This window comes from Hyphomicrobium sp. CS1BSMeth3 (assembly GCF_900117415.1).
In the GTDB taxonomy this organism is placed as follows: domain Bacteria; phylum Pseudomonadota; class Alphaproteobacteria; order Rhizobiales; family Hyphomicrobiaceae.
The window spans coordinates 635,373-654,793 of the sequence record NZ_FPEI01000006.1 but is presented as its reverse complement, the minus strand read 5'-3'; the positions used below and the strand labels follow the sequence as shown (position 1 = coordinate 654,793).

Below are 19,421 nucleotides of genomic sequence, written 5' to 3'. Positions count from 1 at the left end.
CCATGGCAAAGAACGAGCCGGACCAACCGGCCTCTTCGCTTTCAGAGCAGCCTCGGACAGGAGGCGCCAAGTTGGTCGGCACCGTTTCCGGGTTTCGCCGACGCTTCAAACGAATAGTGCGGAGGCACGAGCTGAGGCTCATAGTGCCGTTGGCCGACACGACGATCTATGAGATGGAGCAGCGCGGTGAATTTCCACGCCGTATTTATTTGACACCGCGATGCGCTGGTTGGGATCTGGACGAGGTTGAAGCCTGGATCGAAGAGCGTCGCCGCGCCTCCGATACAGGCCTTCCGAAGCCGTGTGTGTCTCCAGATGTTCGCAAGAGGAAAGTGCGGCCGGTCAGGCCATAGCCTCAGGAGCGAGCAGCTGCATGGCCGGTGGATAGAGCGTTGGGACACGCTTTAGACCCTGGACCCAGGCATCGATCATATCGGCCCACTCCTGCAACATGTGGCGGCGCTGCTGTTCGTATTCAGCCTTATTATAGACTCCACGCGAGGAGTGCCCTTCTTCATGAGCCAGACACTTCTCTATCCAGTCCCTGTTGAAGCCTAGTTCGTTCAAGAGTGTCGAGCCGGTACGGCGCAAGTCGTGAACTGTGAATGGTTCGAGAGGCAAGTTCTGCTTGCGCGCTCGCTCGGCCACGGCGGTGGTGATGCGATTGAATGTGGCTCTGGACATAGGGGCATCAGCGTCGTAGCGGGACGGCAGCAGATAGCGCGAGTTGCCGGCGCAGGTTTTCAGCGCGACCATGATATCGAGCGATTGGCGCGACAGATATATGTTGTGCGCCTTGCCGCGTTTCATTCGCTCTTTGGGAATTGACCACACGGCACCCTCGAAATCGAGTTCATCCCAAACCGCGTCCAACAGCTCACTCTTTCGGACCAAGGTCAGGAGGATCAGGCGAAGGCCAAGCCGTATCGTGGGCAGGGTCGGCACGTGCTCGAGTTCGTGCAACGCGATGCGGATCTCACTCGGGGATAACGCTCGGTCCTTCGGCGCAAACGTGGCGATTGACGCTGGACCGACCTCTGCCGCAGGGTTGGCAACCTTCTCGCCGTGCAGGATTGCAAATCCGTAGATCTGCTTGACGATGTCGCGCACATGAACCGCGGTTGCTGGAGCTCCGCGATCCTTCACCTTCATGCAGAGCGCGCGCAGGTCGTCGGGCGAGATCTCTGTCAGCAGGCGGCCTTTCCAGTTCGGAAGAATGTCACGATCAAAGATGGCTCGGCGCATAGAGCGCGTGCTATCGGCCATCTGCGCTTCCTTAAACCAACGCTTACCGACCTCCCCGAAGTTGCGAGCACCGGAAAGCCTTCGCTTCTCGCGCTGCTTCTCCAACGCGGGTGAGCGACCGTCGGCGACGACCTTCCGTGCCGCCAGGCACAATTCGCGCGCCTCAGCGAGAGAGATGCCGTCCTTTCCGTAGCGCCCGATGGTGAGCGTCTCACGTCGGCCATTGAGCCTGTAGTCGTAGCGGAAGGTGATTTGGCCCGCCGGTGTCACCGCCACGTACATACCGTCGCGGTCAGCAACCTTGTACAATTTATTCTTTGATTTTAAAGCCTTGAGTGCCACGTCCGTCAGCATGACCACCCCGTACTTAGCGAAAATATACAGGTTCTCCTGCGCAACTATACCGTCAGAAGAAATACCGTCAATGACTCGCGATTATTTAGTAATATCAATTTGATATAGCATATTTATCGATGTGTCTGTGGTGAAGTTTGGTGGCGGTACGGGGGCGAGGGCCAATTTGCCACACGGGTGATACCGTCAGTCGTACCGTCAGATCGTTCTGCTTGATGGCGAACGTCAGCGATAAACATCGAAAGATAATTTAATATTTATCAGATGGTTATAGCTTCATCTCGATCGCAGCCGATAGCCCGCAAAGGACGTGGAATCATTCCCACTCGATCGTGCCGGGCGGCTTCGAGGTGACGTCATAGACGACGCGATTGATACCGCGCACCTCATTGATAATACGCGTTGCAGCGCGGCCAAGGAAGGCCATGTCGTAGGGAAAGAAATCTGCCGTCATGCCATCGACCGACGTCACCGCGCGAAGAGCGCAGACATGGTCGTACGTCCGTCCGTCACCCATGACGCCCACCGTGCGGACGGGCAGCAGCACGGCGAAGGCCTGCCAGATCTTGTCGTAGAGACCGGCTTTGCGGATCTCGTCGAGGTACACGGCATCGGCCTGCCGCAGGATGTCGAGCTTTTCCCGCGTGATCTCGCCGGGCACGCGGATCGCAAGCCCCGGCCCCGGGAACGGATGGCGGCCGACGAAGGCCTCCGGCAGACCAAGCTCGCGGCCGAGCGCGCGCACCTCGTCCTTGAAGAGCTCGCGCAGCGGCTCGACGAGCTTGAGGTTCATGCGCTCGGGGAGGCCGCCGACATTGTGGTGCGACTTGATCGTGACGGATGGGCCACCGGTGAACGAGACGCTCTCGATGACATCCGGGTAGAGCGTGCCCTGGGCGAGGAACTCGGCTCCACCGACCTTTTTTGCTTCGGCCTCGAAAACCTCGATGAAATGCTGGCCGATGATCTTGCGCTTCTGCTCGGGATCGCTCACGCCGGCCAGCGCCCCCAGGAAGCGCTCGGAGGCATCCACGTGCACGAGCGGGATGTTGTAGTGCCCGCGGAAGAGGCTCACGACCTCGTCGGCCTCGTTGAGGCGCATGAGCCCGTGGTCGACGAAGATGCAGGTGAGCTGGTCGCCGATGGCCTCGTGGATCAGCACTGCCGCCACGGCTGAATCGACGCCGCCCGAGAGGCCGCAGATGACACGGCCCTTGCCGACCTGCGCACGGATCTTCTCGATCTCGGCCGTGCGGAAGTGGCGCATGGTCCAGTCGCCGGGCAGACCCGCAATGTTGCGCACGAAGTTGGCAATGAGGCGCGCGCCATCCGGCGTATGCACGACCTCGGGGTGGAACATGGTCGTGTAGATGCGGCGGCGCTCGTCGGTCGCGATCGCGAACGGGGCGTTCTCGCTCACCGCCTTGACGGTGAAGCCGTCCGGCAGCCGCGTCACCCGGTCGCCGTGGCTCATCCAGACGGGATAGCGCTTGCCGATCTCCCAGATGCCCTCGAAGAGGGCGCTCTTTTCCCGGATCTCGATGTCGGCGCGGCCGAACTCCGCCGCGTGCCCGCCTTCGACAACCCCGCCGAGCTGCACGGCCGTCGCCTGCTGGCCGTAGCAGATGGAAAGGACCGGCACGCCGGCCTCGAAAACACCCTGAGGCGCGCGCGGCGAACCGGCCGTCGTCACCGATGCCGGACCGCCGGAGAGGATAATGGCTTTCGGCGCCAAGCGCCGGAGTGCCTCCTCAGCCCGGTTGAAGGGCACGATCTCCGAATAGACGCCGGCTTCCCGTACCCGCCGCGCTATGAGCTGGGTGACCTGCGAGCCGAAATCGATGATCAGCACCACATCGCCGAGGGGCTCGTTCGGCACCACGGGCGTCGCATCGGAAGAGGGCATCTAGGGGTCTCGGCGCTTTGCCGGCAGAGATTGGCCGGCAGGAATCGGTTGCATGTCCGTCCCCGCCGATACAGCACCGGGCCGGCCACGGGTCAAGCGCTCGCCGCCGCCGCGCAGCTACTTGCCATAGGCCCGATTGAGATAAGTGACGATCAACGTCAGGACGGCGCCTCCGACACCACCGCCGGCGATCTGAGCAACGATCGCGCTAAGGTTGAGATCGCCGGTGCCGATCGCACCGGCGCCGAGGAGGGCAGTCAGGATCTGGCCGCCGAGCCCACCGCCCACCGCACCGGCCAGCGCATTGCCGAGCACACCCAGTGTCTGGCCCTTGAGGAACGCCCCCGCCGCATTACCACCAGCGGCGCCGCTAACAAGCTGAATGAGAAGACCGAGATCCATTTGAACCACTCCTTCCACCAGCAATAGGGTTCCCCCGGCAATTGGCCACCCGGGGAAAGCCCTCAGGTGAACGAAACAACTATATCAGTTTCAATTCGAGGATCGGAACCGCCTGGGCCCAACCCGTGCGATCATGCTCGGCAGTCCCCCGCCGCTGGCTCAGCACTGCTGCCAATTGGCAACAAACATCAACCAAGCTCACAATCCGCAAATTGTGATGGCATTCGATCTGGGTAGTGTGAACCAAAACGCCTATGTTTGCGTCTAAGCGGTGGGTGCTGAGCAAGTCCCCCGCGCGTGGTGCGAGGCCCATGGCCCTGCACTGACGTCGGACCCAAGATCCGTCTTCGAGTTGTGCGTAAGGAACTGTCCGATGAGCAAGACCACGGGCCTCGTGGGAGCGCTCGGCGCATTCGGCGCCCTGGCTTATCTCATGACACCACTATCGCCTGAGCAGCAGCTGGCGAGCGTGGCTACCGCTCCGAGCAGCACGGTCGCGCCGTCGCAGCCGGCAAAATCGCACCCTGTGACCGTGGCGCGTGTCTCTCCCTCGGCGCCCCCAGCCGGTCCAGCCTTGCCGAAGGACTCGACCACCCGGCTCGTCCAGCAGATCCAGACCGAATTGCTGCGCCTTGGCTGCTATGCCGGCGCCGTCGATGGCAACTGGTCGCCCGAAACGCAGCAGGCCATGCAGTCCCTCGGTGAGCGCGTGCGCGTCCTGCGGCCGGTCGATGCGCCCGATTACATCATGCTCGCCCTGGCGCGCAGCCAAGTAAGCCACCTGTGCGCGCCGCGTGGTCAGGCGGCAGCCTCGCGCCAACCGGCGCGGGTTGTGCCCATGGCAGGCCCTTGGGACACCAGGGGCGAGCGCGCACGCACGGGCTCCGGATCGTCATCGCGGCGCCTGGCCGATCGTGCCCCTGCTGCTTCCGAGCCCACGCGCCCCGCGCGCGGCTTGGCCTCTTCGGAGAGGCCGACGGCCAGCCAGTTCGACGATGAAGTCATGCTGTCGCGCGAGCGCGGGGATGGTGATCAAAGCCGGATGGGCCTGGGTGTTGCCACTGTCGATCCGCTGCGCGCTGGCATGGATCCGCGGGATCCGTCTGCTCCGGCGATCCTGCGCGGCCCCGCTCCCATCGCCCCGCGCACGGCGGCTCAAGGCGGCTTCGGTTCTGGCTCGACACTCCCGCGCCGCGCCCAGCGCTCGGCAAGCGAGGGACGGCCTGCTTACCGACCGGCAGCGCCGAGAGCCGACTGGAAGCGCACCGTCTTCAACAAGATGAAGTTCGACGGGCCGTAGTCGACAGCTCCTGCCTTCACAAGGTCGAGCCTCGGCGCACCGGCATGGCTGCGTCGGAAGCGCGGCACCGCCAGCGGTGCGCATCGTGAGATACGGTGAAGCGATTACCCGCATAACCAAACGACTACCGTGATCGCGGCAGCAATTGCCTTCATCGTGGAGCAAAAGCCGGATTAAATGAATGACATTTTCAATTCGGCGGCATAACTCGATTCTCGCCAAATGGCGGAAACGGCCCCTCAATTGCGCGCATTTTATATAATATTTCTTCGGCGCCAGTAGTATTTACTGCTGTTTATCGATGCATTCTCTGCCGCGATCGGCTATCCATTCGCTATTGCGACAGGGGGACATTGATCTATGCGCTATTGGAGTCCTTGGGACGATCAGCTACTGCGCGTTCTGCGCGGAGAATTTCGCGATAGCGCACCAGCATTGACTTTCGCACACGGCGCGGAAGGTGGCGTTGCGGTCTTCCACGAGCAGGCCGAGATCGGACTTTGGGTGGCAGCAGGCCGTTTGGCTTACCGCTATCTGCCCGCCAAGGGCGCGCCGGCCATGGAGGAAGCGTGCGATATCATGGATATCGTGAAGGTCAGCCGCGCGCTGTTCTCCGGCTTGCTCGATCCGGCAAGTTAAGGCGCGGCGCGCGACCGATCGCCCACCCGATGCGGCCTGTCTTGTAGCGCTCACCCGGCGCCGCTATAAGGCGCGCCAGACATCCTCCTTCAACAGCGAACATCTGGGAGCCGCCTCATGGCGATCGAGCGCACGTTTTCCATCATCAAGCCCGACGCCACCGAGCGCAATCTCACCGGCGCGATCAACGCCGTGATCGAGAAGGCCGGCCTCAGGATCGTCGGGCAGAAGCGCGTGCGCTGGACGAAGGCCCAAGCCGAGAAGTTCTACGAGGAGCACGCTGCGCGCCCCTTCTACGGCGAGCTCTGCGCATTCATGACCTCGGGCCCGATCGTGGTCCAGGTGCTCGAGGGCGAGAACGCGATCGCCAAGTACCGCGAGGTCATGGGCGCAACCGATCCGGCACAGGCCGCCGAGGGTACCATCCGCAAGCTCTTTGCCCGCTCCAAGGGCGAGAATTCGAGCCACGGTTCGGACAGCCCTGCCGCCGCCGAGCGCGAGATCGCGCTGAACTTCAAGCCCGAAGAGATCGTCGGCTGATTTTGTACATCGGCTGAGCCATTGAAGGCCCGCTTCGGCGGGCCTTCTTGCTTTTTGCCGCTACGCGAAGGCCTTGCGCAGCTCGGTCGCGATGTCGGCAATGGCGGCCTGCGAGTCCTTGATGATGCGGCCCATGGTCAGAAAGCCATGGATTTGCCCGTCGAAGCGCTTCACCTCCACCGGCACGCCGGCCTTGATGAGCGCCCGCGCAAACGCCTCACCCTCGTCGCGCAATGGATCCATCGCCGCCGTGATGATGAAGGCCGGCGGCAGGCTCGCGAGCCTCTTCGCGTGCAGCGGCGAGGCGCGCCAGTCCTTCGCGTCCTTCTCGCGGTCACTGAGATAGAGATCGACGAACCAGTCCATGGTCGTGCGCGTGAGCGGAAGCTGCTCGGCAAACTCCTCGTAGGAGGGATAGACGCTCGACATGTCGGCTGAAGGGTAGATCAGCACCTGCAGCTTGAGCTTCGGCGCATTGCCGTTGTCGCGCGCGTAGAGGGCGACGACGGCGCTGAGATTGCCGCCCGCGCTGTCGCCGCCGACAGCGAGGCGCCCGCGGTCGATGCCGAGGTCAGCCGCATTGTCGTGGATCCACTGGGCCGCGGCAATGGCATCATCGGCCGCCGCCGGGAACTTCGCTTCCGGCGCCAGACGATAGTCGACCGAGATGACGGTGCACTGCGCGACGTTGGCGATGTCGCGGCACACGCCATCGTGGCTGTCGAGATTGCCGAGAACCCATCCACCGCCATGGTAGTAGATCAGCGCCGGCTGCGGGCTCTTCGTATCGCTGCCCTGCCCGCGATAGAGGCGGAGCGGGATTTTGCCCGCAGGTCCGGTGGCGGCGAGATCGCGGACCTCGGCGACCGGCGACGGATCGGGCTGGAGGATCGCGCGCGAGGCGACGAAGATCTCACGCGCCGCAACGTGCCCGATCGTCGGATAGGGTGGACGCCCCGAGGCGATGATCAACTCGACGACCTTGGCGGCATCGGGGTGGATGGCCATGAATTCTTCTCCTGCTCGTCCTGTCTTGCAGCAGGCTACAGGGACGGCGCGGGATCAGGCAACCGTAATGGCCCCGGCCTAGGTATCGAACGAGAACGGCACCCCGGAATGAAGGCTATGCGCGGGGCGCCGGGTGTCGCGTCAGGACTTCTTCAGGTTGCAGTGCTTCGCACCACCGTAACGCGCGCCCTCAGTCCAGCAGCCGGACTTCTTGCACGCACTCATCTGGCGCGCGCAATAGCTCGAGCAGCCGTCAGGCGCATTTGGCGCCTTGCAGCGTCCCTTGCACGTCGCATTCCAACCGCTGCACGCCGTCTGTGCTGCAGCTTCTGGCGCGAACGCACCGAACAGAACCAGCACAAGCACCGCAGCCAATGCTTTGATCATTGAATATCCCTCCAAAGTGCCCAAACACGCCCTGTATAGGCCGCGTGCGTGACACAGAGAAGCGATCCGGCTCGCAGCCAGGTGCATAAGTGGCCGACAACGGCGACGCGTTTTGCGCCGCCCTCAACCTGCCATCCTGGTGACGCGCTGACCGTCAACGCTGTGCAAGGGCGTTCCCGAGGCCGAGTTGGCCCAGCCATAGGCGAACATCGTCATGAGCGCGGATGCGGCGAAACAATAGACGCCGGGCAGGACCCGCGCCTCGATATAGCCGGACGAGTTCATATAGAAAATCATGAGCGCCAGCACCATGACGTCGGTCATGGAATAGCGGCCCAGCCATTCCATGGTCGAAAGGGATTTCTGGCGAAAGTCCTCCGAGAGGTTCGGCGAGAGGCAGAGCGTCAGCAGGTACAGCAGCTTCAGGAACGGGAAGACCACCGAGAAGACGGTGATCACCGCCGCCAGGAAATACTCCTGCGTGCGATAGAGCGCGTAGATGATGCTCGCGATCGAATGCTCGTTCGTCCACACGTAGACCGTCGTGAAGCGGATCGACGGCAGGATCACGCCGAGCGCAAAGCAGATCGCCGCTGTCAGGATGAAGAGCGCAAGCAGGAAGTTCTTGAGCGCCGAGCGCCCGCGGACGCCGACCATGGGACGTGCGCGCTCGGCTCTCAGATGCTCGGCCCGGATGGGCGCCAGCGCGAACACGCTGAGCCACGCGTACGCGAGGATCATGAACACCACGGCGGCCGTGAAGAAGTAGACGCCGGAAAGGCTTCGCGCGTCATAGATGCCCTGGCTCTTGAGGAAGAAGATCATGAGCGCCAGCACGAGCACATCGTGCATGGACCATTTGCCGAGCCATTCGAGCGCCCGCAGGCGCCTGTACTGCCGCTGGAGCACGTCGAGCGGCATTGTCGTCAGAATGACGAGATAGAGGATCTTGAACACGGGCAGCAGGATCGAGAACACGAACACGATCAGGCCGAGAAAGATCTGATTGCGCTGGATGAGCGTCCACACCGTCGAGATCAGCGAGAACTCGGTCGAGAAGAAGTAGAACTTCGTCAGCTTGATCGAGGGCAGGCTGACGCCGAGCGCGAGCGAGATGCTGGCGCCGATGATTGCGAGGCTCAGAAGGAAGCGACGCCCGCCGAGCACAAGGCGCGAGCGCTCAGTAGGCCTCGTCGGCTGTGTCATCGGTTCGAGCGTCGTGGTCATGCCGCCCCCCGCCTCCCGTCGCGCCCGTCTGGAGATGCAGCGCACGAAACAAAACGCCGCCCGCAGACGATGTCAGCGGGCGGCGGCAAAATCACGTTCTGGCACGGCGGGGCGAGACGCCGATGGCGTCTCAGGCGACCGCCGTGTGCGTGACGCCCTTCTCCGCCAGCATCTCCTGAAGCTCGCCGGCCTGGAACATCTCGCGGACGATGTCGCAGCCGCCCACGAACTCACCTTTCACGTAGAGCTGCGGGATCGTCGGCCACTCGCTGAAGGACTTGATTCCCTCGCGGATACCCATGTCCTCGAGCACGTTGACGTCCTGGTACTCGACGCCCAGGTACTGCAGGATCTGGGCAACCTGGCCGGAGAAACCGCACTGCGGGAAGTTCTTGGTGCCCTTCATGAAAAGCACCACGTCATTGCTTGAGATCTGCTTGCGGATCCAGTCGTGGACTGCCTGCTCGCTCATGGCTCAACCTCGAAATTGGGGCGGCATCGGGCCGCCGCCGGCACGTTTCGGCGCGTAGCATAGAGATGGCCCCGGCGGGCGGCAAGTCAATGCTCCGGCCGGCGCGGCTGGCGCGCGCTGACCGCCGTCCAGGGCCGGACTGGCCACGCCGGACCAAAGGATTCCTCCCCTCCCCCCGTTAAATGACCCAGGTGAGCCAGCAGGCTATGTGCCAGGTTGTATCGGGGGAGGGCGGAGCCATGTGGCTGAACGGCAGCATGTCGCGCCTGCGCACGTCGGCCCCGATCCTCGGCATCCTCCTCGTCGCGGCGCTGGCCCGCACGTGGCACCTCTCGCAGAACGACTATGGCCGCCAATACTACGCGGCAGCCGTGCGCAGCATGATGGAGAGCTGGCACGCCTTCCTCTTCAACTCTTTCGATGCCGCCGGCTTCGTCACCATCGACAAACCGCCGGTCGCCATCTGGCTGCAGGCGCTCAGCGCCAAGCTCCTTGGCTTTTCCGGCCACTCGATCCTCATGGCCCAGGTCGTTGCCGGACTGCTCGCCGTCCTGCTCACGTACCTGATGGTCCAGCGCACATTCGGCCCGCGCGCTGCGGCGTGGTCCGCGCTCTTCCTTGCTCTCACGCCGGTCAGCATTGCCGTCGATCGCTCGAACAATACCGAGAGCAGCCTGATCGTCGTGCTGCTGTTGGCCGCGTGGCTCGCGATGCGTGCTGCCGAGACCGGACGCCTCGCGCTCCTCTGTGGTGCGATGGGCATCCTCGGCATTGGCTTCAACATCAAGATGGGGGCCGCACTCGTGCTGGCTCCCGTGATCGCGCTCACCTTCAGCCTCGCCTGGCGCGATCGCCCGATCCTGTGGCACCTCACACGCCAAGCGGTCGCCGGGATCGTCCTGATCGCCGTGGCGCTCTCCTGGGTCAGCTACTTCGATCTCGTATCCCCGAGCCAGCGACCGTACGCCGGCAGCACCAAGCACAATTCCATGCTCGAGCTGGCCCTCATCCACAACGGGGCCGCGCGCTTCCTCAAACCCAAGGCAGAGCCCCCGGACACCACGACCCCGGTGGCGGCACCGATACCAGCTTCGGCCACCCCCGAACCTGACACTGTCGCGCCTCCCCTCCCCGCGCTCTATGACGACTCGCCGACGGGCTTCCTCCGTCTCATGCGGCCGCGGGCGGCCACACAAATGGCGTGGATGCTTCCTCTGGCACTCGTCGGCGTGGCTCTCGCGTGGCTCGCCCCCTTCACCGTAGGCGCCACATCCTCGCGCTTCATCAGCGCGGGCATCTGGACGGGCTGGCTCGTGAGCTACTGGATCGCGCTGAGCTTTGCCGGCGGTCCGGTTCACACGTACTACGTCGCCATTCTCGGGCCGCCACTCGCGGTCTTCACGGGCATCGCCATCGCCGGCCTCTACGAGCGCTGGAAGAGCGGGCTCCTTCCGCGCTGGGGCCTGCCGCTACTCGCGGTGCTCATGGCCGCGTGGCAGAGCTATCTCTTCTTCGGCCAGGAAGGCGTCACCGATGTCACCTGGCTGAGATGGATCTGGCTCGCCTCGATCAGCATCGTGCTCGCCTGCAGCCTGTTGCTTGTCGCGCGCCCCAACCTTGCGCGGCTCGCGGCAGTCTCAGGGGCAGCAGCCCTCATCGTCCTGCCGGGCCTGACGGCGGCAAGCGTGGTCATCGTGCGTCCCAATGTGGCTGTACCCATCGCCAATATGGCCTCGCTGGCAAATCCGCCGGACGCACGGCAGGAGGCCATCCGGCGGCTCAGACAGAACGCCGCGCGCCAGAAGCTCGTCAGGTTCCTCACGGACAATCGACAGGGCGAGACGTTCCTGGTTGCGGTGCCGAATGCCAATGTCGCCGCCCCACTCATTATCGAGACCGGCCTCCCTGTCATGGCCATGGGTGGCTATCTCGGCGATGATCCCATTCTCACGCCGCAAGCTCTCGAGCGCCTCGTTACGGACGGTCGCATTCGCTACGTCATGCTCGGCGGCTTCACACTCGCACCGGAAAGCACGGCACTGGATGCGATCGGCCAATGGGTGCGCGCCAACGGCCGCCGCGTCGATCAGCGCCAATGGAGCCTCTACCGCAGGAAGCGGGACGCCCCCTATCACATCCGCCGCGGCAATCGCTGGATCGCCGTGCCGCCGCCGGAGCTCTTCGATATGCGACCGGATGGGCAGACGGTGCGCATCGGCGCGAAAGGCAACTGATCGACCACTGCGTGCCCCGCGCGGCCAGTTTTCTCCGAAGATCAATTACTCCTTTCGTAGGGGGCCGCGCTCCTGCAGCCACATCGCTGAGATTTCTCTGGCGGAGGCCTAGTGTTCCCGGCATTCTGGCGGTCCCTTTACGGCGCAACACACTTCGCATTCCTGGCGCCGTGCATACATTGATCTTTACGTCTCAAGGTCGGCGCCAAGACCGACCTCACATCCGGGAGAAATGCCTATGACCACCCCTAAATCGGGCGGCATGACCCGCCGTCGTTTTCTCGGCACGGCCGCTTCGGTCGGCGCTGCAGGCACCCTCGTCGGCGTCGCTTCGCCGACGATCGCGCAGGCCAAGCCGACGGTGCTCAAATGGGCCCATGTCTATGAGGTGAGCGAGCCCTATCACACGGAAGCGCTCTGGGCCGCGGAAGAGATAAAGAAGCGCACGAACGGCAAGTACGAGATCCAGGTCTTCCCTGCCTCGCAGCTCGGCAACGAGCCTCAGATCAACGAGGCGCTCGGTCTCGGCACCGTCGACATCATCTACACCGGCGCGGCATTCGTCGGCGGCGTCCATCGCCCGCTTTCGATCTCCAACTGCCCGTACATCTTCCGTAACTTCGATCACTGGAAGGCCTATCGCGGCTCGAAGCTGTTCCGCGAGCTCGCCGACGGCTACGAGAAGAAAGCCGGGCACCGCATCGTCGCGCTTACCTACTACGGCGAGCGGCACATGACCTCCAACAAGGAGCTCAAGAGCCCGGACGACATGAAGGGCATGAAGCTGCGCGTGCCGCAGGCGCCCCTCTACGTCCTGTTCGCCAAGATCTACAGCGCGAACGCCACGCCGATCGCCTTCGCCGAGGTCTACCTCGCGCTCCAGCAAGGCACCGTCGATGGCCAGGAGAACCCTCTGCCGACCATTCTGGCGAAGAAGTTTTACGAGGTGCAGAAGTACATTCACCTCACCGGCCACATCACGGAATCGCTCGTGACCGTGCTCGGCCGTCCACTCCTCGGCAAGCTCAGCGACGCCGAGAAGGGCATCTTCGCCGAGGTGCTCGCGCAGGCGGCCTCCAAGTCGACGGACGCCATCCGCGACTCCGAGCAGAAGCTGCCAGCGGAGTTCGAGAAGCTTGGCAAAGCCGTGACGCGGCCCGATCGCGAGGCCTTCCGCAAGGTCGCGCTCCCTGCCCATCTTGGCCCCGAGGCACTCTCCTATTGGACCAAGGAGCAGTACGAGGCGCTTCAGGCGCTCTAGCGTGCCCATTCCGGGGCTCGCCCACCTCGATGCTGGCGTTCCGAGCGAGCTTCGGCATCAGAAGTGAGACCTTCGACGGATGGCGGCCGGCCCGCCATCCGTTCGCAGCCTAGTGCCTCAACAATAAACTGCGGGAGGAAGAACCGGATGACGAAGGATCCGGCGGCCGCGCCCGACGAGCGCGAGAACGTGCATCTCATCGTCGTCGAGGACGAGGATGTCCAGATCGAGCACTACGTAGAGAACTGGCTCGCCTTTCTCGTCTTCTGGGGGCTCGGCGCGATCGTCTTCCTGCAGTTCTTCACACGTTACGTGCTCAACGACAGCCTGGCCTGGACCGAGGAGATCGCCCGTTATGCGCTGATGTGGCTGACCTTCATCGGGGCTGCCGTCGTCGCGCGCAAGAACCTGCACATCTCCGTCGAAGTGCTCCTCCACTATCTGCCAGCGATCCCTGCGCGCCTGCTGCTCGCGATTGTGGACGTCATCAAGCTGCTTTTCATCGGGCTCCTTGCCTACTTCTCGCTGATGATCGTCGAGCGCATGCAGTGGCAGCGCATGGTCATCATCGATCTGCCGATGAGCATCGTCTATGGCGGCGTCGCGCTCGGCTGCTTCCTCATGCTCATACGGCAAGGGATCATTTTCTTTCGCAATGCCCGCGATGGCTGGCGCTCGGCGCAGAAAGCCATCGGCGAAGGCATGGTCGTAGACTGACGAGGCACGCACCATGCTCCTGCTCTTCATCGTCTTCTTCACGACGCTTCTGATCGGCGTGCCGATCTTCATCGCGCTCGCCGGCTCGTCGCTCGTCTACACGAACCTGATCGCCGGCATTCCCGATTTCGTCATCCTCCATCGCATGGCCGGCGGCGTCGACAGCTTCCCGCTGCTTGCGGTGCCCTTCTTCATTCTCGCCGGCAACTTGATGAACTCGGCGGGCATCACCAATCGCATCTATGACTTCGCGGTCGCGCTCGTCGGCTGGCTCAAGGGCGGCCTCGGGCACGTGAATGTGGTCGGCTCGGTGATCTTTGCCGGCATGTCAGGAACCGCGGTCGCGGATGCCGGCGGTCTCGGCACGATCGAGATCAAGGCCATGCGCGACCATGGCTACAAGACCGATTTCGCCGTCGGCGTGACTGCGGCTTCCGCCACCATCGGCCCCATCATCCCACCTTCGTTGCCGATGGTCATTTTCGGCGTCATGGCGAACGTCTCGATCGGCCAGCTCTTTGCCGCAGGATTCATTCCCGGCCTCCTCATGGCCGCCTTCCTGATGATGTACGTGACCTGGTACGCGCACCGCTACAACATCGGCCGCGATCAGGTCTTCCGGCTGGCCATTCTTCGCACGACCTTCGTCCATGCGCTCCCAGCGCTCATGACACCCGCCATCATCATCGGTGGCATGTCCTTCGGCATCTTCACGCCAACCGAGGCCGCGGTTGCCGCGTGCATGTGGGCACTGTTCCTCGGGCTCGTCTTCTATCCGCTCACGAGCCAGCTCGAGGCCGTCGGCATTCCGCTCGGTCGCGTGCTGTCGATCATGACGATCGTGCTCGCGGCAGCTTGCCTTGCCGCCTACTACGATCTCGCAAATCCCGTGCGCGTCATCATGGGCGCACTCCTGCTCAATATCCTGGGCTCGGTTGCGGCGTACGTTTATCTCACATGGGTCGGCAGGATCGTCCCGACCTATCCACCCATGAGCTTCAAGCGTTTTTTCAAGATCTCGATGGATACGATCGAGACCACCGCGGCAGTCCTGATCATCGTCGGCGCGGCCTCGCTCTTCGGCTGGGTCCTTACGACCGCGCGCGTGACGGAAGCCATCACCGAGGTACTTCTCGGCATTTCGCGCGATCCGCTCGCGCTGCTGCTGATCATCAACGTTCTGCTGCTGATCGTCGGCTGCTTCATGGAGACGATCGCGGCGATCTCGATCCTCGTGCCGGTGCTCATGCCGGCGGTCGTTCAGGCCGGCATCGATCCCGTGCAGTTCGGCGTCATCATGGTGCTGAACCTGATGATCGGGCTCCTCACGCCGCCTGTCGGCATGGTGCTGTTCATTCTGGCGCGCGTGGCGAGCATCTCCTTCGACCGCACGGTGCGCGCGGTGCTGCCGTTCCTCTTTCCGCTGCTGGCTGTGCTGATGCTGATCACGATCTTCCCGTCGCTGACGCTGATCGTGCCGCAGTATCTCTATCGGTGAGCAAACGACCGAGGCCCGGCGCGTGTTGCTCGCACCGGGCCTCGTATAAGGGGAATGGCGCTCGATCGCCGGCTACTTCCACCAGGGCGCGTTCACGCCCAGCCGATCGAGGAGCGCGGCGCACGGCTCGATTGCGGTGCGCGCCGCAACCGCCGGCTCCATGCGGTGAAGCGCATCGCTGATGACCTCGACGCTGATGGTCGGCTTGGCGTTGTAGCCCATGAGCCGCCCGACGATGCTGTCGAAATCGATGACGCCCTCGCCCGGCAGCAATCGGCCATGGCGCGATTCCTCGCGCACCTCGGGCCAAGGCACATCCCGCGCATCCGAGAGCTGCAGCGTGAACCACTTCTCGGGCGGCACGGTCGTGATCGCTTCGTGCACGGTGCCGCCGCGATGGAAGTGCCAGGTGTCGAAGATGAGGCCGCCATTCGGGCGCGCTGCACCATTGACGATCTGCCAGCCGATGAGCATGTCACGGATTCCGCTGTGCGGAATGAACTCCATGGCGACGAGCAGGTCCTTGGCCGCCGCGCGGTCACACAGCACGCCGAAACCGCGGATCATGTCGGGCAGCGATTGCTTCTCCCACATGGCGCAGTTGAGCTGGCGCGGTTTGAAGATGTCCGCCATGTGCCAGAGCGTAGCCTCGTCAGCGTCCACGCCAGCCTGACCGCCGGCACCCGGCAGCCACGTCGTGGCGAGACCGATCTCCGTGACCTCGACATTGTTCGCCGCGAGCAGCTCGAGGATTGCCGCATCGTCGAGGCCCTGTTTCAGGGCACCGTTGTACTCCGATGGGCGAATGCTGATACCGCGATAGCCTGCCGTGGCGGCGGCCTTCACCCGCGCGTCGAAAGCGACGTCCGGCGCGAGCGTCTGCGCATTGAGAATGAGATTGTGCATGGTTCCTGCTTTTTCTTGTTTCGCCGGCGCGTCGACAGCGCTCGGTGGTCAGCGCGAATTCGCGAAGCGAACCCTCGACGAGCGGGCATGACATCATAGACCATCACACCTTGCCCCGACACAAGTCCACGCACGCGACGGGCATCAGGCTTGCCACGAACGCTTGACACGCATCTCACACATCTTTACATAACCAATTAGATATATAACTGATCGGCTCTCAAATGGCTGAAAACACGATCGATGCCACCTTTGCCGCACTGGCGGATCCCACGCGTCGAGCCATCCTCGCGCGGCTCGCCAAAGGCGCGGCTACGGTCAATGAGCTGGCGCGCCCTTTCGATATGAGCCAGCCCGCAATCTCCAAGCACCTGAAGGTCCTCGAACGCGCGGGGCTCATATCGCGCACGCGCGAAGGCCAGACCCGGCCGTGCCGGCTGGAGACAGCGCCGCTGAAGCAAGTCGACCAATGGGTCGGGAACTATCGCACGCTTTGGGAGGACAGCTTCGATCGCCTGTCCCAGCACCTGAAATCGAAACCCAAGAGGTAAGACGATGTCCGCCAACAAGCAGGATCGTGCGTTCGTGATCACGCGCCACTTCGATGCCGCCCTTCCCCATGTGTGGAAGGCGTGGAGCACAGCAGCGGAGATGCAGAGCTGGTGGGGGCCGAAAGGCTGCTCGATCAAAGTGGCGGCCTTCGAGTTCAGGCCCGGGGGCTTCTTCCACTACGCGATGCACTTCCCGGAGCGCGAGCCCATGTGGGGGCGCTTCCTCTATCGCAATATCGACAAGCACACGCGCATAGCGTGGCTGAACTCGTTCTCCAACGAGACGTGCGGCATCACACGCGCGCCGTTCGACATGGCAATCCCACTCGAGATCCTCAACGACGTCCGATTTGCCGAAACGAACGGATCGACGATCGTGACGCTTCGCGCTCTTCCGCACGGCGCCTCGGAAGACGAGATCAAGACGTTCGAAGGTATGACGGGATCGCTCGCCGAGGGGTACGGCGGCACATTCGATCAACTCGCCGCCGTGCTTGCCAAGTCAGCCTGAGATGCGCGTGCCGCCCAGCGCTCACTCCTTGGGCGGCGCCGTCGTCAGCGCGAGCGCATGGAGGACGCCGCCCATGCGGCCCTCCAGCGCCTCGTAGACCATCTTGTGCTGCTGGACGCGCGTCTTGCCCTTGAATTGCGGCGCCACGACGTGTGCCGCATAATGATCCCCATCCCCCGCCAGATCCTTGATCGTCACCTCCGCCCCCGGAAAGCGGGCTTTGATGAGTTTCTCGATCTCATTGGCGTCCATGGGCATTACGTGGGCTCCTTCATGGGGCTGTCGTGACTTCTCCCTCTCCCCGCTTCAGCGGGGAGAGGGGATAGTCTAGCGCGGTTCGCCGACGAACGTCTGCTGGATATCGCGCACGCGCGCGAGCGCTGCCGGCGAGAGCGGTCCCTTCTCGATGGCCTCGATGGCGCCCGCGACCTGCTCGAAGGTCGCGACACCGACCTGGGTGGTCGAAAGCGAGGGCTGCGCGAGGGCATAGCGGATCGCGAGCTCCGTCAGGTTGGCGGCATGGCCCTCCTCGACGAGCGGGTGGAAGCGCCGCGCACGCTCGACATCGCGCGCGTAGTCCGAGCCCGAGCCGATCGGCGGCACCACTGCCCAGCCGCGCGGATGGCGGTCCATCTCGCCGCTCAGCGCACCACCGGCGAGCACGCGAATGCAGATCGTGCCGATGCCGGCGTCGCGTGCCCGCGCCATCAGGCGCTTGTAGTCCTGCGCGGGATAGCCGGCGGCCATCGGCGCCACGGCCGAGGGGTTCAGCGCATTCATGCAGACCTGCGCCGTATCCATGACGCCCGCCGCGACGACCTTATCGATCTCGCCGATGTCGCCGAGCGCGGTAAAGCCCAGATAGCGGATCTTGCCCTGCTCGCGCAGCTTCTCGAAGGCCGGCACGACCTCGCCGAGGATCTGCGCAGCCGTCAGGCTCTCGCCGGCACCGTCCGGCGCGAGGACATTGTGGAGCTGGAAGAGATCGACGTGATCGCGCGCCATGCGCCCGAGGCTTTCCTCGAGCGAGGCATTGATACGCGCGGAAATGCGGCCGCGGTCCGCGCTCGGAATGCGCACCTTCGTGCCGATGATGGCCTTGGGCTTCAGCTTCTTCAGGAGCTTGCCGAGATTGATCTCGGAGACCCCATCGCCATAGCCCGGCGCCGTATCGAAGAAATTCACACCGTGCTCGAGCGCCAGAGATGCGGCGCGCTCCTGCTCCGCCGCATCGCCCTTCACCATCAACCCGCCGACGGCACCGCAGCCGAAGGTGAGCACGGACACCTGCTCGCCGGTCCGGCCGAGCGCGCGTTTCTCGATCATGTTTGCCTCCCAATGGCTCGTCGGCTCTTGCGGCCGTTCGACACTGCCTTACTTCTTGAAAAACTGCTCGAGGGTCGTGACGTCCTTCTTCGGCCCATCCTGGTCGGCGGCGATCTCGCGATAGAGATCGGCAATGCCGTTGTAGATCGCGGCCGTGGACTTGCGCCCGCTCTGCTCGGCGATCTCCTCCATCTCGCCGACGAAGCGATAGGCCTTCACGAACATGTCCGGCACCGACCAGCTCACGCCCTTCAGGATATTGGGCTGGCTGCGCTGCAGCTCCTCGAGCAGGGCTTCCTTGGCGCCGTACTTGTCCGCCATGAGGATCGAGGCCGACGCGAGTGCCGTGAGGCCCTTACCGATGGCAGCATAGGACATCTTCAGCGCCGAGGCTGCGCCGATCGGGCCATTGACCATCTTCACTTCGAGGCCGCCCTTGGCGAGCGGCGCCACACGGTCCGCCGGGATCGCCGAGAAGAAATAGATGGTGTTGCGCGTGTCGGGGCGCGGCGGCGGCCCGATGATACCGCCATCGGAGAAGGTGCATCCCGTCGGCGCGATGACGGCCGCGACCTGCTCGACCTTGGCCGAGCTCACGGCGTTCATGTCGGCGTAGAGCGGCTTGTTCTTGGAGGCCTTGAGCGTCGGCGCAAGCTGCTCGGCCAAGGCCAGCGCGTCGCTCGGCGGCACGATCGAGAGGATGATGTCGGCCGCGGCAATGCCGGCAAGGTCGACGCCGCGCATGCCCGCCTTTTCAGCGCGCGCCCGGCTCGCGCTGCTGCGACCCTCGAGCCACGTCACGACATCGACCCCATTCGAGGTCAGCCGCGCGGCCGTACCGGCGCCCATGGCACCCTGGGCAATGATGGCCACTGTCGTCTTCGTCATCGCTTCCACTCCCCATTCTTGGCGGGTGTGGCACGACGCGCACCGACAC

General features: G+C 63.8%; 21 protein-coding genes. 10 read left to right on the top strand and 11 right to left on the bottom strand.

Annotation, left to right across the window (positions count from 1 at the left end):
* Nucleotides 1-2: 2 nt before the first annotated feature.
* The gene (locus CS1BSM3_RS18180; protein ID WP_083528701.1) at nucleotides 3-353 is read left to right on the top strand and encodes a helix-turn-helix transcriptional regulator; all 351 of its coding nucleotides are present in this window, start codon (nucleotides 3-5) and stop codon (nucleotides 351-353) included.
* Here the strand turns inward: CS1BSM3_RS18180 and CS1BSM3_RS18175 are convergent.
* The 3 genes from CS1BSM3_RS18175 to CS1BSM3_RS18165 all read right to left on the bottom strand — a co-directional run bounded on the left by CS1BSM3_RS18175 (nucleotide 343) and on the right by CS1BSM3_RS18165 (nucleotide 3,907).
* Nucleotides 343-1,599 carry a tyrosine-type recombinase/integrase gene (locus CS1BSM3_RS18175; protein WP_072389272.1) on the bottom strand — a complete coding sequence of 419 codons (1,257 nt, stop codon included), beginning with the start codon at nucleotides 1,597-1,599 and terminating at the stop codon, nucleotides 343-345. The two genes, CS1BSM3_RS18180 and CS1BSM3_RS18175, sit on opposite strands and share 11 nt — an antisense overlap.
* A 316-nt stretch (nucleotides 1,600-1,915) precedes the next feature.
* A complete protein-coding gene (gene guaA / locus CS1BSM3_RS18170) occupies nucleotides 1,916-3,505 on the bottom strand; it encodes a glutamine-hydrolyzing GMP synthase (protein WP_072389270.1) in 1,590 nt (529 codons plus the stop codon).
* Between the two features lie 117 nt (nucleotides 3,506-3,622).
* The gene (locus tag CS1BSM3_RS18165; RefSeq protein ID WP_072389268.1) at nucleotides 3,623-3,907 is read right to left on the bottom strand and encodes a hypothetical protein; all 285 of its coding nucleotides are present in this window, start codon (nucleotides 3,905-3,907) and stop codon (nucleotides 3,623-3,625) included.
* A 373-nt stretch (nucleotides 3,908-4,280) separates the two neighbouring features.
* Between CS1BSM3_RS18165 and CS1BSM3_RS18160 the strand changes: the two genes are divergently transcribed.
* From CS1BSM3_RS18160 to ndk, 3 genes are all read left to right on the top strand, one after another.
* A complete protein-coding gene (locus CS1BSM3_RS18160; protein WP_072389266.1) occupies nucleotides 4,281-5,207 on the top strand; it encodes a peptidoglycan-binding domain-containing protein in 927 nt (308 codons plus the stop codon).
* 435 nt (nucleotides 5,208-5,642) lie between these two features.
* Entirely contained in the window at nucleotides 5,643-5,846 is a 204-nt protein-coding gene (locus tag CS1BSM3_RS18155; RefSeq protein ID WP_072389264.1) for a hypothetical protein, read from the top strand.
* Nucleotides 5,847-5,963: 117 nt separating this feature from the next.
* Nucleotides 5,964-6,386: a nucleoside-diphosphate kinase gene (gene ndk, locus CS1BSM3_RS18150; protein WP_072389262.1), complete on the top strand. Its 423-nt coding sequence runs from the start codon at nucleotides 5,964-5,966 to the stop codon at nucleotides 6,384-6,386.
* Between the two features lie 60 nt (nucleotides 6,387-6,446).
* Here ndk and CS1BSM3_RS18145 read toward each other — a convergent pair whose 3' ends face one another.
* The 4 genes from CS1BSM3_RS18145 to grxD form a co-directional block, all read right to left on the bottom strand.
* A complete protein-coding gene (locus CS1BSM3_RS18145; protein WP_072389260.1) occupies nucleotides 6,447-7,394 on the bottom strand; it encodes an alpha/beta hydrolase in 948 nt (315 codons plus the stop codon).
* A 141-nt stretch (nucleotides 7,395-7,535) separates the two neighbouring features.
* A complete protein-coding gene (locus tag CS1BSM3_RS18140; protein WP_072389258.1) occupies nucleotides 7,536-7,781 on the bottom strand; it encodes a hypothetical protein in 246 nt (81 codons plus the stop codon).
* A gap of 123 nt (nucleotides 7,782-7,904) precedes the next feature.
* On the bottom strand, nucleotides 7,905-9,008 hold the full coding sequence (locus CS1BSM3_RS18135; protein WP_072389256.1) for a paraquat-inducible protein A: 1,104 nt from the start codon (nucleotides 9,006-9,008) through the stop codon (nucleotides 7,905-7,907).
* Between the two features lie 130 nt (nucleotides 9,009-9,138).
* Nucleotides 9,139-9,480, bottom strand: coding sequence for a Grx4 family monothiol glutaredoxin (grxD, locus tag CS1BSM3_RS18130; protein WP_072389254.1), 342 nt, complete (start codon nucleotides 9,478-9,480; stop codon nucleotides 9,139-9,141).
* 239 nt (nucleotides 9,481-9,719) lie between these two features.
* On the opposite strand from grxD, the gene CS1BSM3_RS18125 reads away from it, so the two are divergent.
* The 4 genes from CS1BSM3_RS18125 to CS1BSM3_RS18110 all read left to right on the top strand — a co-directional run bounded on the left by CS1BSM3_RS18125 (nucleotide 9,720) and on the right by CS1BSM3_RS18110 (nucleotide 15,190).
* The gene (locus tag CS1BSM3_RS18125; protein ID WP_072389252.1) at nucleotides 9,720-11,714 is read left to right on the top strand and encodes a glycosyltransferase family 39 protein; all 1,995 of its coding nucleotides are present in this window, start codon (nucleotides 9,720-9,722) and stop codon (nucleotides 11,712-11,714) included.
* 238 nt (nucleotides 11,715-11,952) lie between these two features.
* A complete protein-coding gene (locus tag CS1BSM3_RS18120) occupies nucleotides 11,953-12,975 on the top strand; it encodes a DctP family TRAP transporter solute-binding subunit (protein WP_244540556.1) in 1,023 nt (340 codons plus the stop codon).
* A 147-nt stretch (nucleotides 12,976-13,122) separates the two neighbouring features.
* Nucleotides 13,123-13,692, top strand: a complete 570-nt coding sequence (locus CS1BSM3_RS18115) for a TRAP transporter small permease (RefSeq protein WP_083528699.1) — start codon at nucleotides 13,123-13,125, stop codon at nucleotides 13,690-13,692.
* A 13-nt stretch (nucleotides 13,693-13,705) separates the two neighbouring features.
* Nucleotides 13,706-15,190 carry a TRAP transporter large permease gene (locus CS1BSM3_RS18110; RefSeq protein WP_072389248.1) on the top strand — a complete coding sequence of 495 codons (1,485 nt, stop codon included), beginning with the start codon at nucleotides 13,706-13,708 and terminating at the stop codon, nucleotides 15,188-15,190.
* 72 nt (nucleotides 15,191-15,262) lie between these two features.
* Here CS1BSM3_RS18110 and CS1BSM3_RS18105 read toward each other — a convergent pair whose 3' ends face one another.
* The gene (locus CS1BSM3_RS18105) at nucleotides 15,263-16,096 is read right to left on the bottom strand and encodes a sugar phosphate isomerase/epimerase family protein (RefSeq protein ID WP_072389246.1); all 834 of its coding nucleotides are present in this window, start codon (nucleotides 16,094-16,096) and stop codon (nucleotides 15,263-15,265) included.
* Between the two features lie 224 nt (nucleotides 16,097-16,320).
* Here CS1BSM3_RS18105 and CS1BSM3_RS18100 point away from each other — a divergent pair, with 224 nt between their 5' ends.
* Both CS1BSM3_RS18100 and CS1BSM3_RS18095 read left to right on the top strand, forming a co-directional pair.
* On the top strand, nucleotides 16,321-16,647 hold the full coding sequence (locus CS1BSM3_RS18100; protein WP_072389244.1) for an ArsR/SmtB family transcription factor: 327 nt from the start codon (nucleotides 16,321-16,323) through the stop codon (nucleotides 16,645-16,647).
* A gap of 4 nt (nucleotides 16,648-16,651) precedes the next feature.
* Entirely contained in the window at nucleotides 16,652-17,158 is a 507-nt protein-coding gene (locus tag CS1BSM3_RS18095; RefSeq protein ID WP_072389242.1) for an SRPBCC family protein, read from the top strand.
* A 21-nt stretch (nucleotides 17,159-17,179) separates the two neighbouring features.
* Here the strand turns inward: CS1BSM3_RS18095 and CS1BSM3_RS18090 are convergent, their stop codons facing one another.
* From CS1BSM3_RS18090 to CS1BSM3_RS18080, 3 genes are all read right to left on the bottom strand, one after another.
* Nucleotides 17,180-17,416, bottom strand: a complete 237-nt coding sequence (locus CS1BSM3_RS18090) for a BolA/IbaG family iron-sulfur metabolism protein (protein ID WP_072389240.1) — start codon at nucleotides 17,414-17,416, stop codon at nucleotides 17,180-17,182.
* A gap of 69 nt (nucleotides 17,417-17,485) precedes the next feature.
* Entirely contained in the window at nucleotides 17,486-18,484 is a 999-nt protein-coding gene (locus CS1BSM3_RS18085; RefSeq protein WP_072389238.1) for an aldo/keto reductase, read from the bottom strand.
* A 48-nt stretch (nucleotides 18,485-18,532) separates the two neighbouring features.
* Complete coding sequence (locus CS1BSM3_RS18080; RefSeq protein WP_072389236.1) at nucleotides 18,533-19,372, bottom strand: NAD(P)-dependent oxidoreductase; 840 nt, start codon at nucleotides 19,370-19,372, stop codon at nucleotides 18,533-18,535.
* Between the last annotated feature and the right edge of the window lie 49 nt (nucleotides 19,373-19,421).

What these genes read in the sequence shown, in the direction of transcription:
- CS1BSM3_RS18180 (WP_083528701.1), top strand. Translation starts at nt 3, where the DNA reads ATGGCAAAGAACGAGCCGGACCAACCGGCCTCTTCGCTTTCAGAGCAG.
- CS1BSM3_RS18175 (WP_072389272.1), bottom strand. Translation starts at nt 1,599, where the DNA reads ATGCTGACGGACGTGGCACTCAAGGCTTTAAAATCAAAGAATAAATTG.
- guaA (WP_072389270.1), bottom strand. Translation starts at nt 3,505, where the DNA reads ATGCCCTCTTCCGATGCGACGCCCGTGGTGCCGAACGAGCCCCTCGGC.
- CS1BSM3_RS18165 (WP_072389268.1), bottom strand. Translation starts at nt 3,907, where the DNA reads ATGGATCTCGGTCTTCTCATTCAGCTTGTTAGCGGCGCCGCTGGTGGT.
- CS1BSM3_RS18160 (WP_072389266.1), top strand. Translation starts at nt 4,281, where the DNA reads ATGAGCAAGACCACGGGCCTCGTGGGAGCGCTCGGCGCATTCGGCGCC.
- ndk (WP_072389262.1), top strand. Translation starts at nt 5,964, where the DNA reads ATGGCGATCGAGCGCACGTTTTCCATCATCAAGCCCGACGCCACCGAG.
- CS1BSM3_RS18145 (WP_072389260.1), bottom strand. Translation starts at nt 7,394, where the DNA reads ATGGCCATCCACCCCGATGCCGCCAAGGTCGTCGAGTTGATCATCGCC.
- CS1BSM3_RS18140 (WP_072389258.1), bottom strand. Translation starts at nt 7,781, where the DNA reads ATGATCAAAGCATTGGCTGCGGTGCTTGTGCTGGTTCTGTTCGGTGCG.
- CS1BSM3_RS18135 (WP_072389256.1), bottom strand. Translation starts at nt 9,008, where the DNA reads ATGACCACGACGCTCGAACCGATGACACAGCCGACGAGGCCTACTGAG.
- grxD (WP_072389254.1), bottom strand. Translation starts at nt 9,480, where the DNA reads ATGAGCGAGCAGGCAGTCCACGACTGGATCCGCAAGCAGATCTCAAGC.
- CS1BSM3_RS18125 (WP_072389252.1), top strand. Translation starts at nt 9,720, where the DNA reads ATGTGGCTGAACGGCAGCATGTCGCGCCTGCGCACGTCGGCCCCGATC.
- CS1BSM3_RS18120 (WP_244540556.1), top strand. Translation starts at nt 11,953, where the DNA reads ATGACCACCCCTAAATCGGGCGGCATGACCCGCCGTCGTTTTCTCGGC.
- CS1BSM3_RS18115 (WP_083528699.1), top strand. Translation starts at nt 13,123, where the DNA reads ATGACGAAGGATCCGGCGGCCGCGCCCGACGAGCGCGAGAACGTGCAT.
- CS1BSM3_RS18110 (WP_072389248.1), top strand. Translation starts at nt 13,706, where the DNA reads ATGCTCCTGCTCTTCATCGTCTTCTTCACGACGCTTCTGATCGGCGTG.
- CS1BSM3_RS18105 (WP_072389246.1), bottom strand. Translation starts at nt 16,096, where the DNA reads ATGCACAATCTCATTCTCAATGCGCAGACGCTCGCGCCGGACGTCGCT.
- CS1BSM3_RS18100 (WP_072389244.1), top strand. Translation starts at nt 16,321, where the DNA reads ATGGCTGAAAACACGATCGATGCCACCTTTGCCGCACTGGCGGATCCC.
- CS1BSM3_RS18095 (WP_072389242.1), top strand. Translation starts at nt 16,652, where the DNA reads ATGTCCGCCAACAAGCAGGATCGTGCGTTCGTGATCACGCGCCACTTC.
- CS1BSM3_RS18090 (WP_072389240.1), bottom strand. Translation starts at nt 17,416, where the DNA reads ATGCCCATGGACGCCAATGAGATCGAGAAACTCATCAAAGCCCGCTTT.
- CS1BSM3_RS18085 (WP_072389238.1), bottom strand. Translation starts at nt 18,484, where the DNA reads ATGATCGAGAAACGCGCGCTCGGCCGGACCGGCGAGCAGGTGTCCGTG.
- CS1BSM3_RS18080 (WP_072389236.1), bottom strand. Translation starts at nt 19,372, where the DNA reads ATGACGAAGACGACAGTGGCCATCATTGCCCAGGGTGCCATGGGCGCC.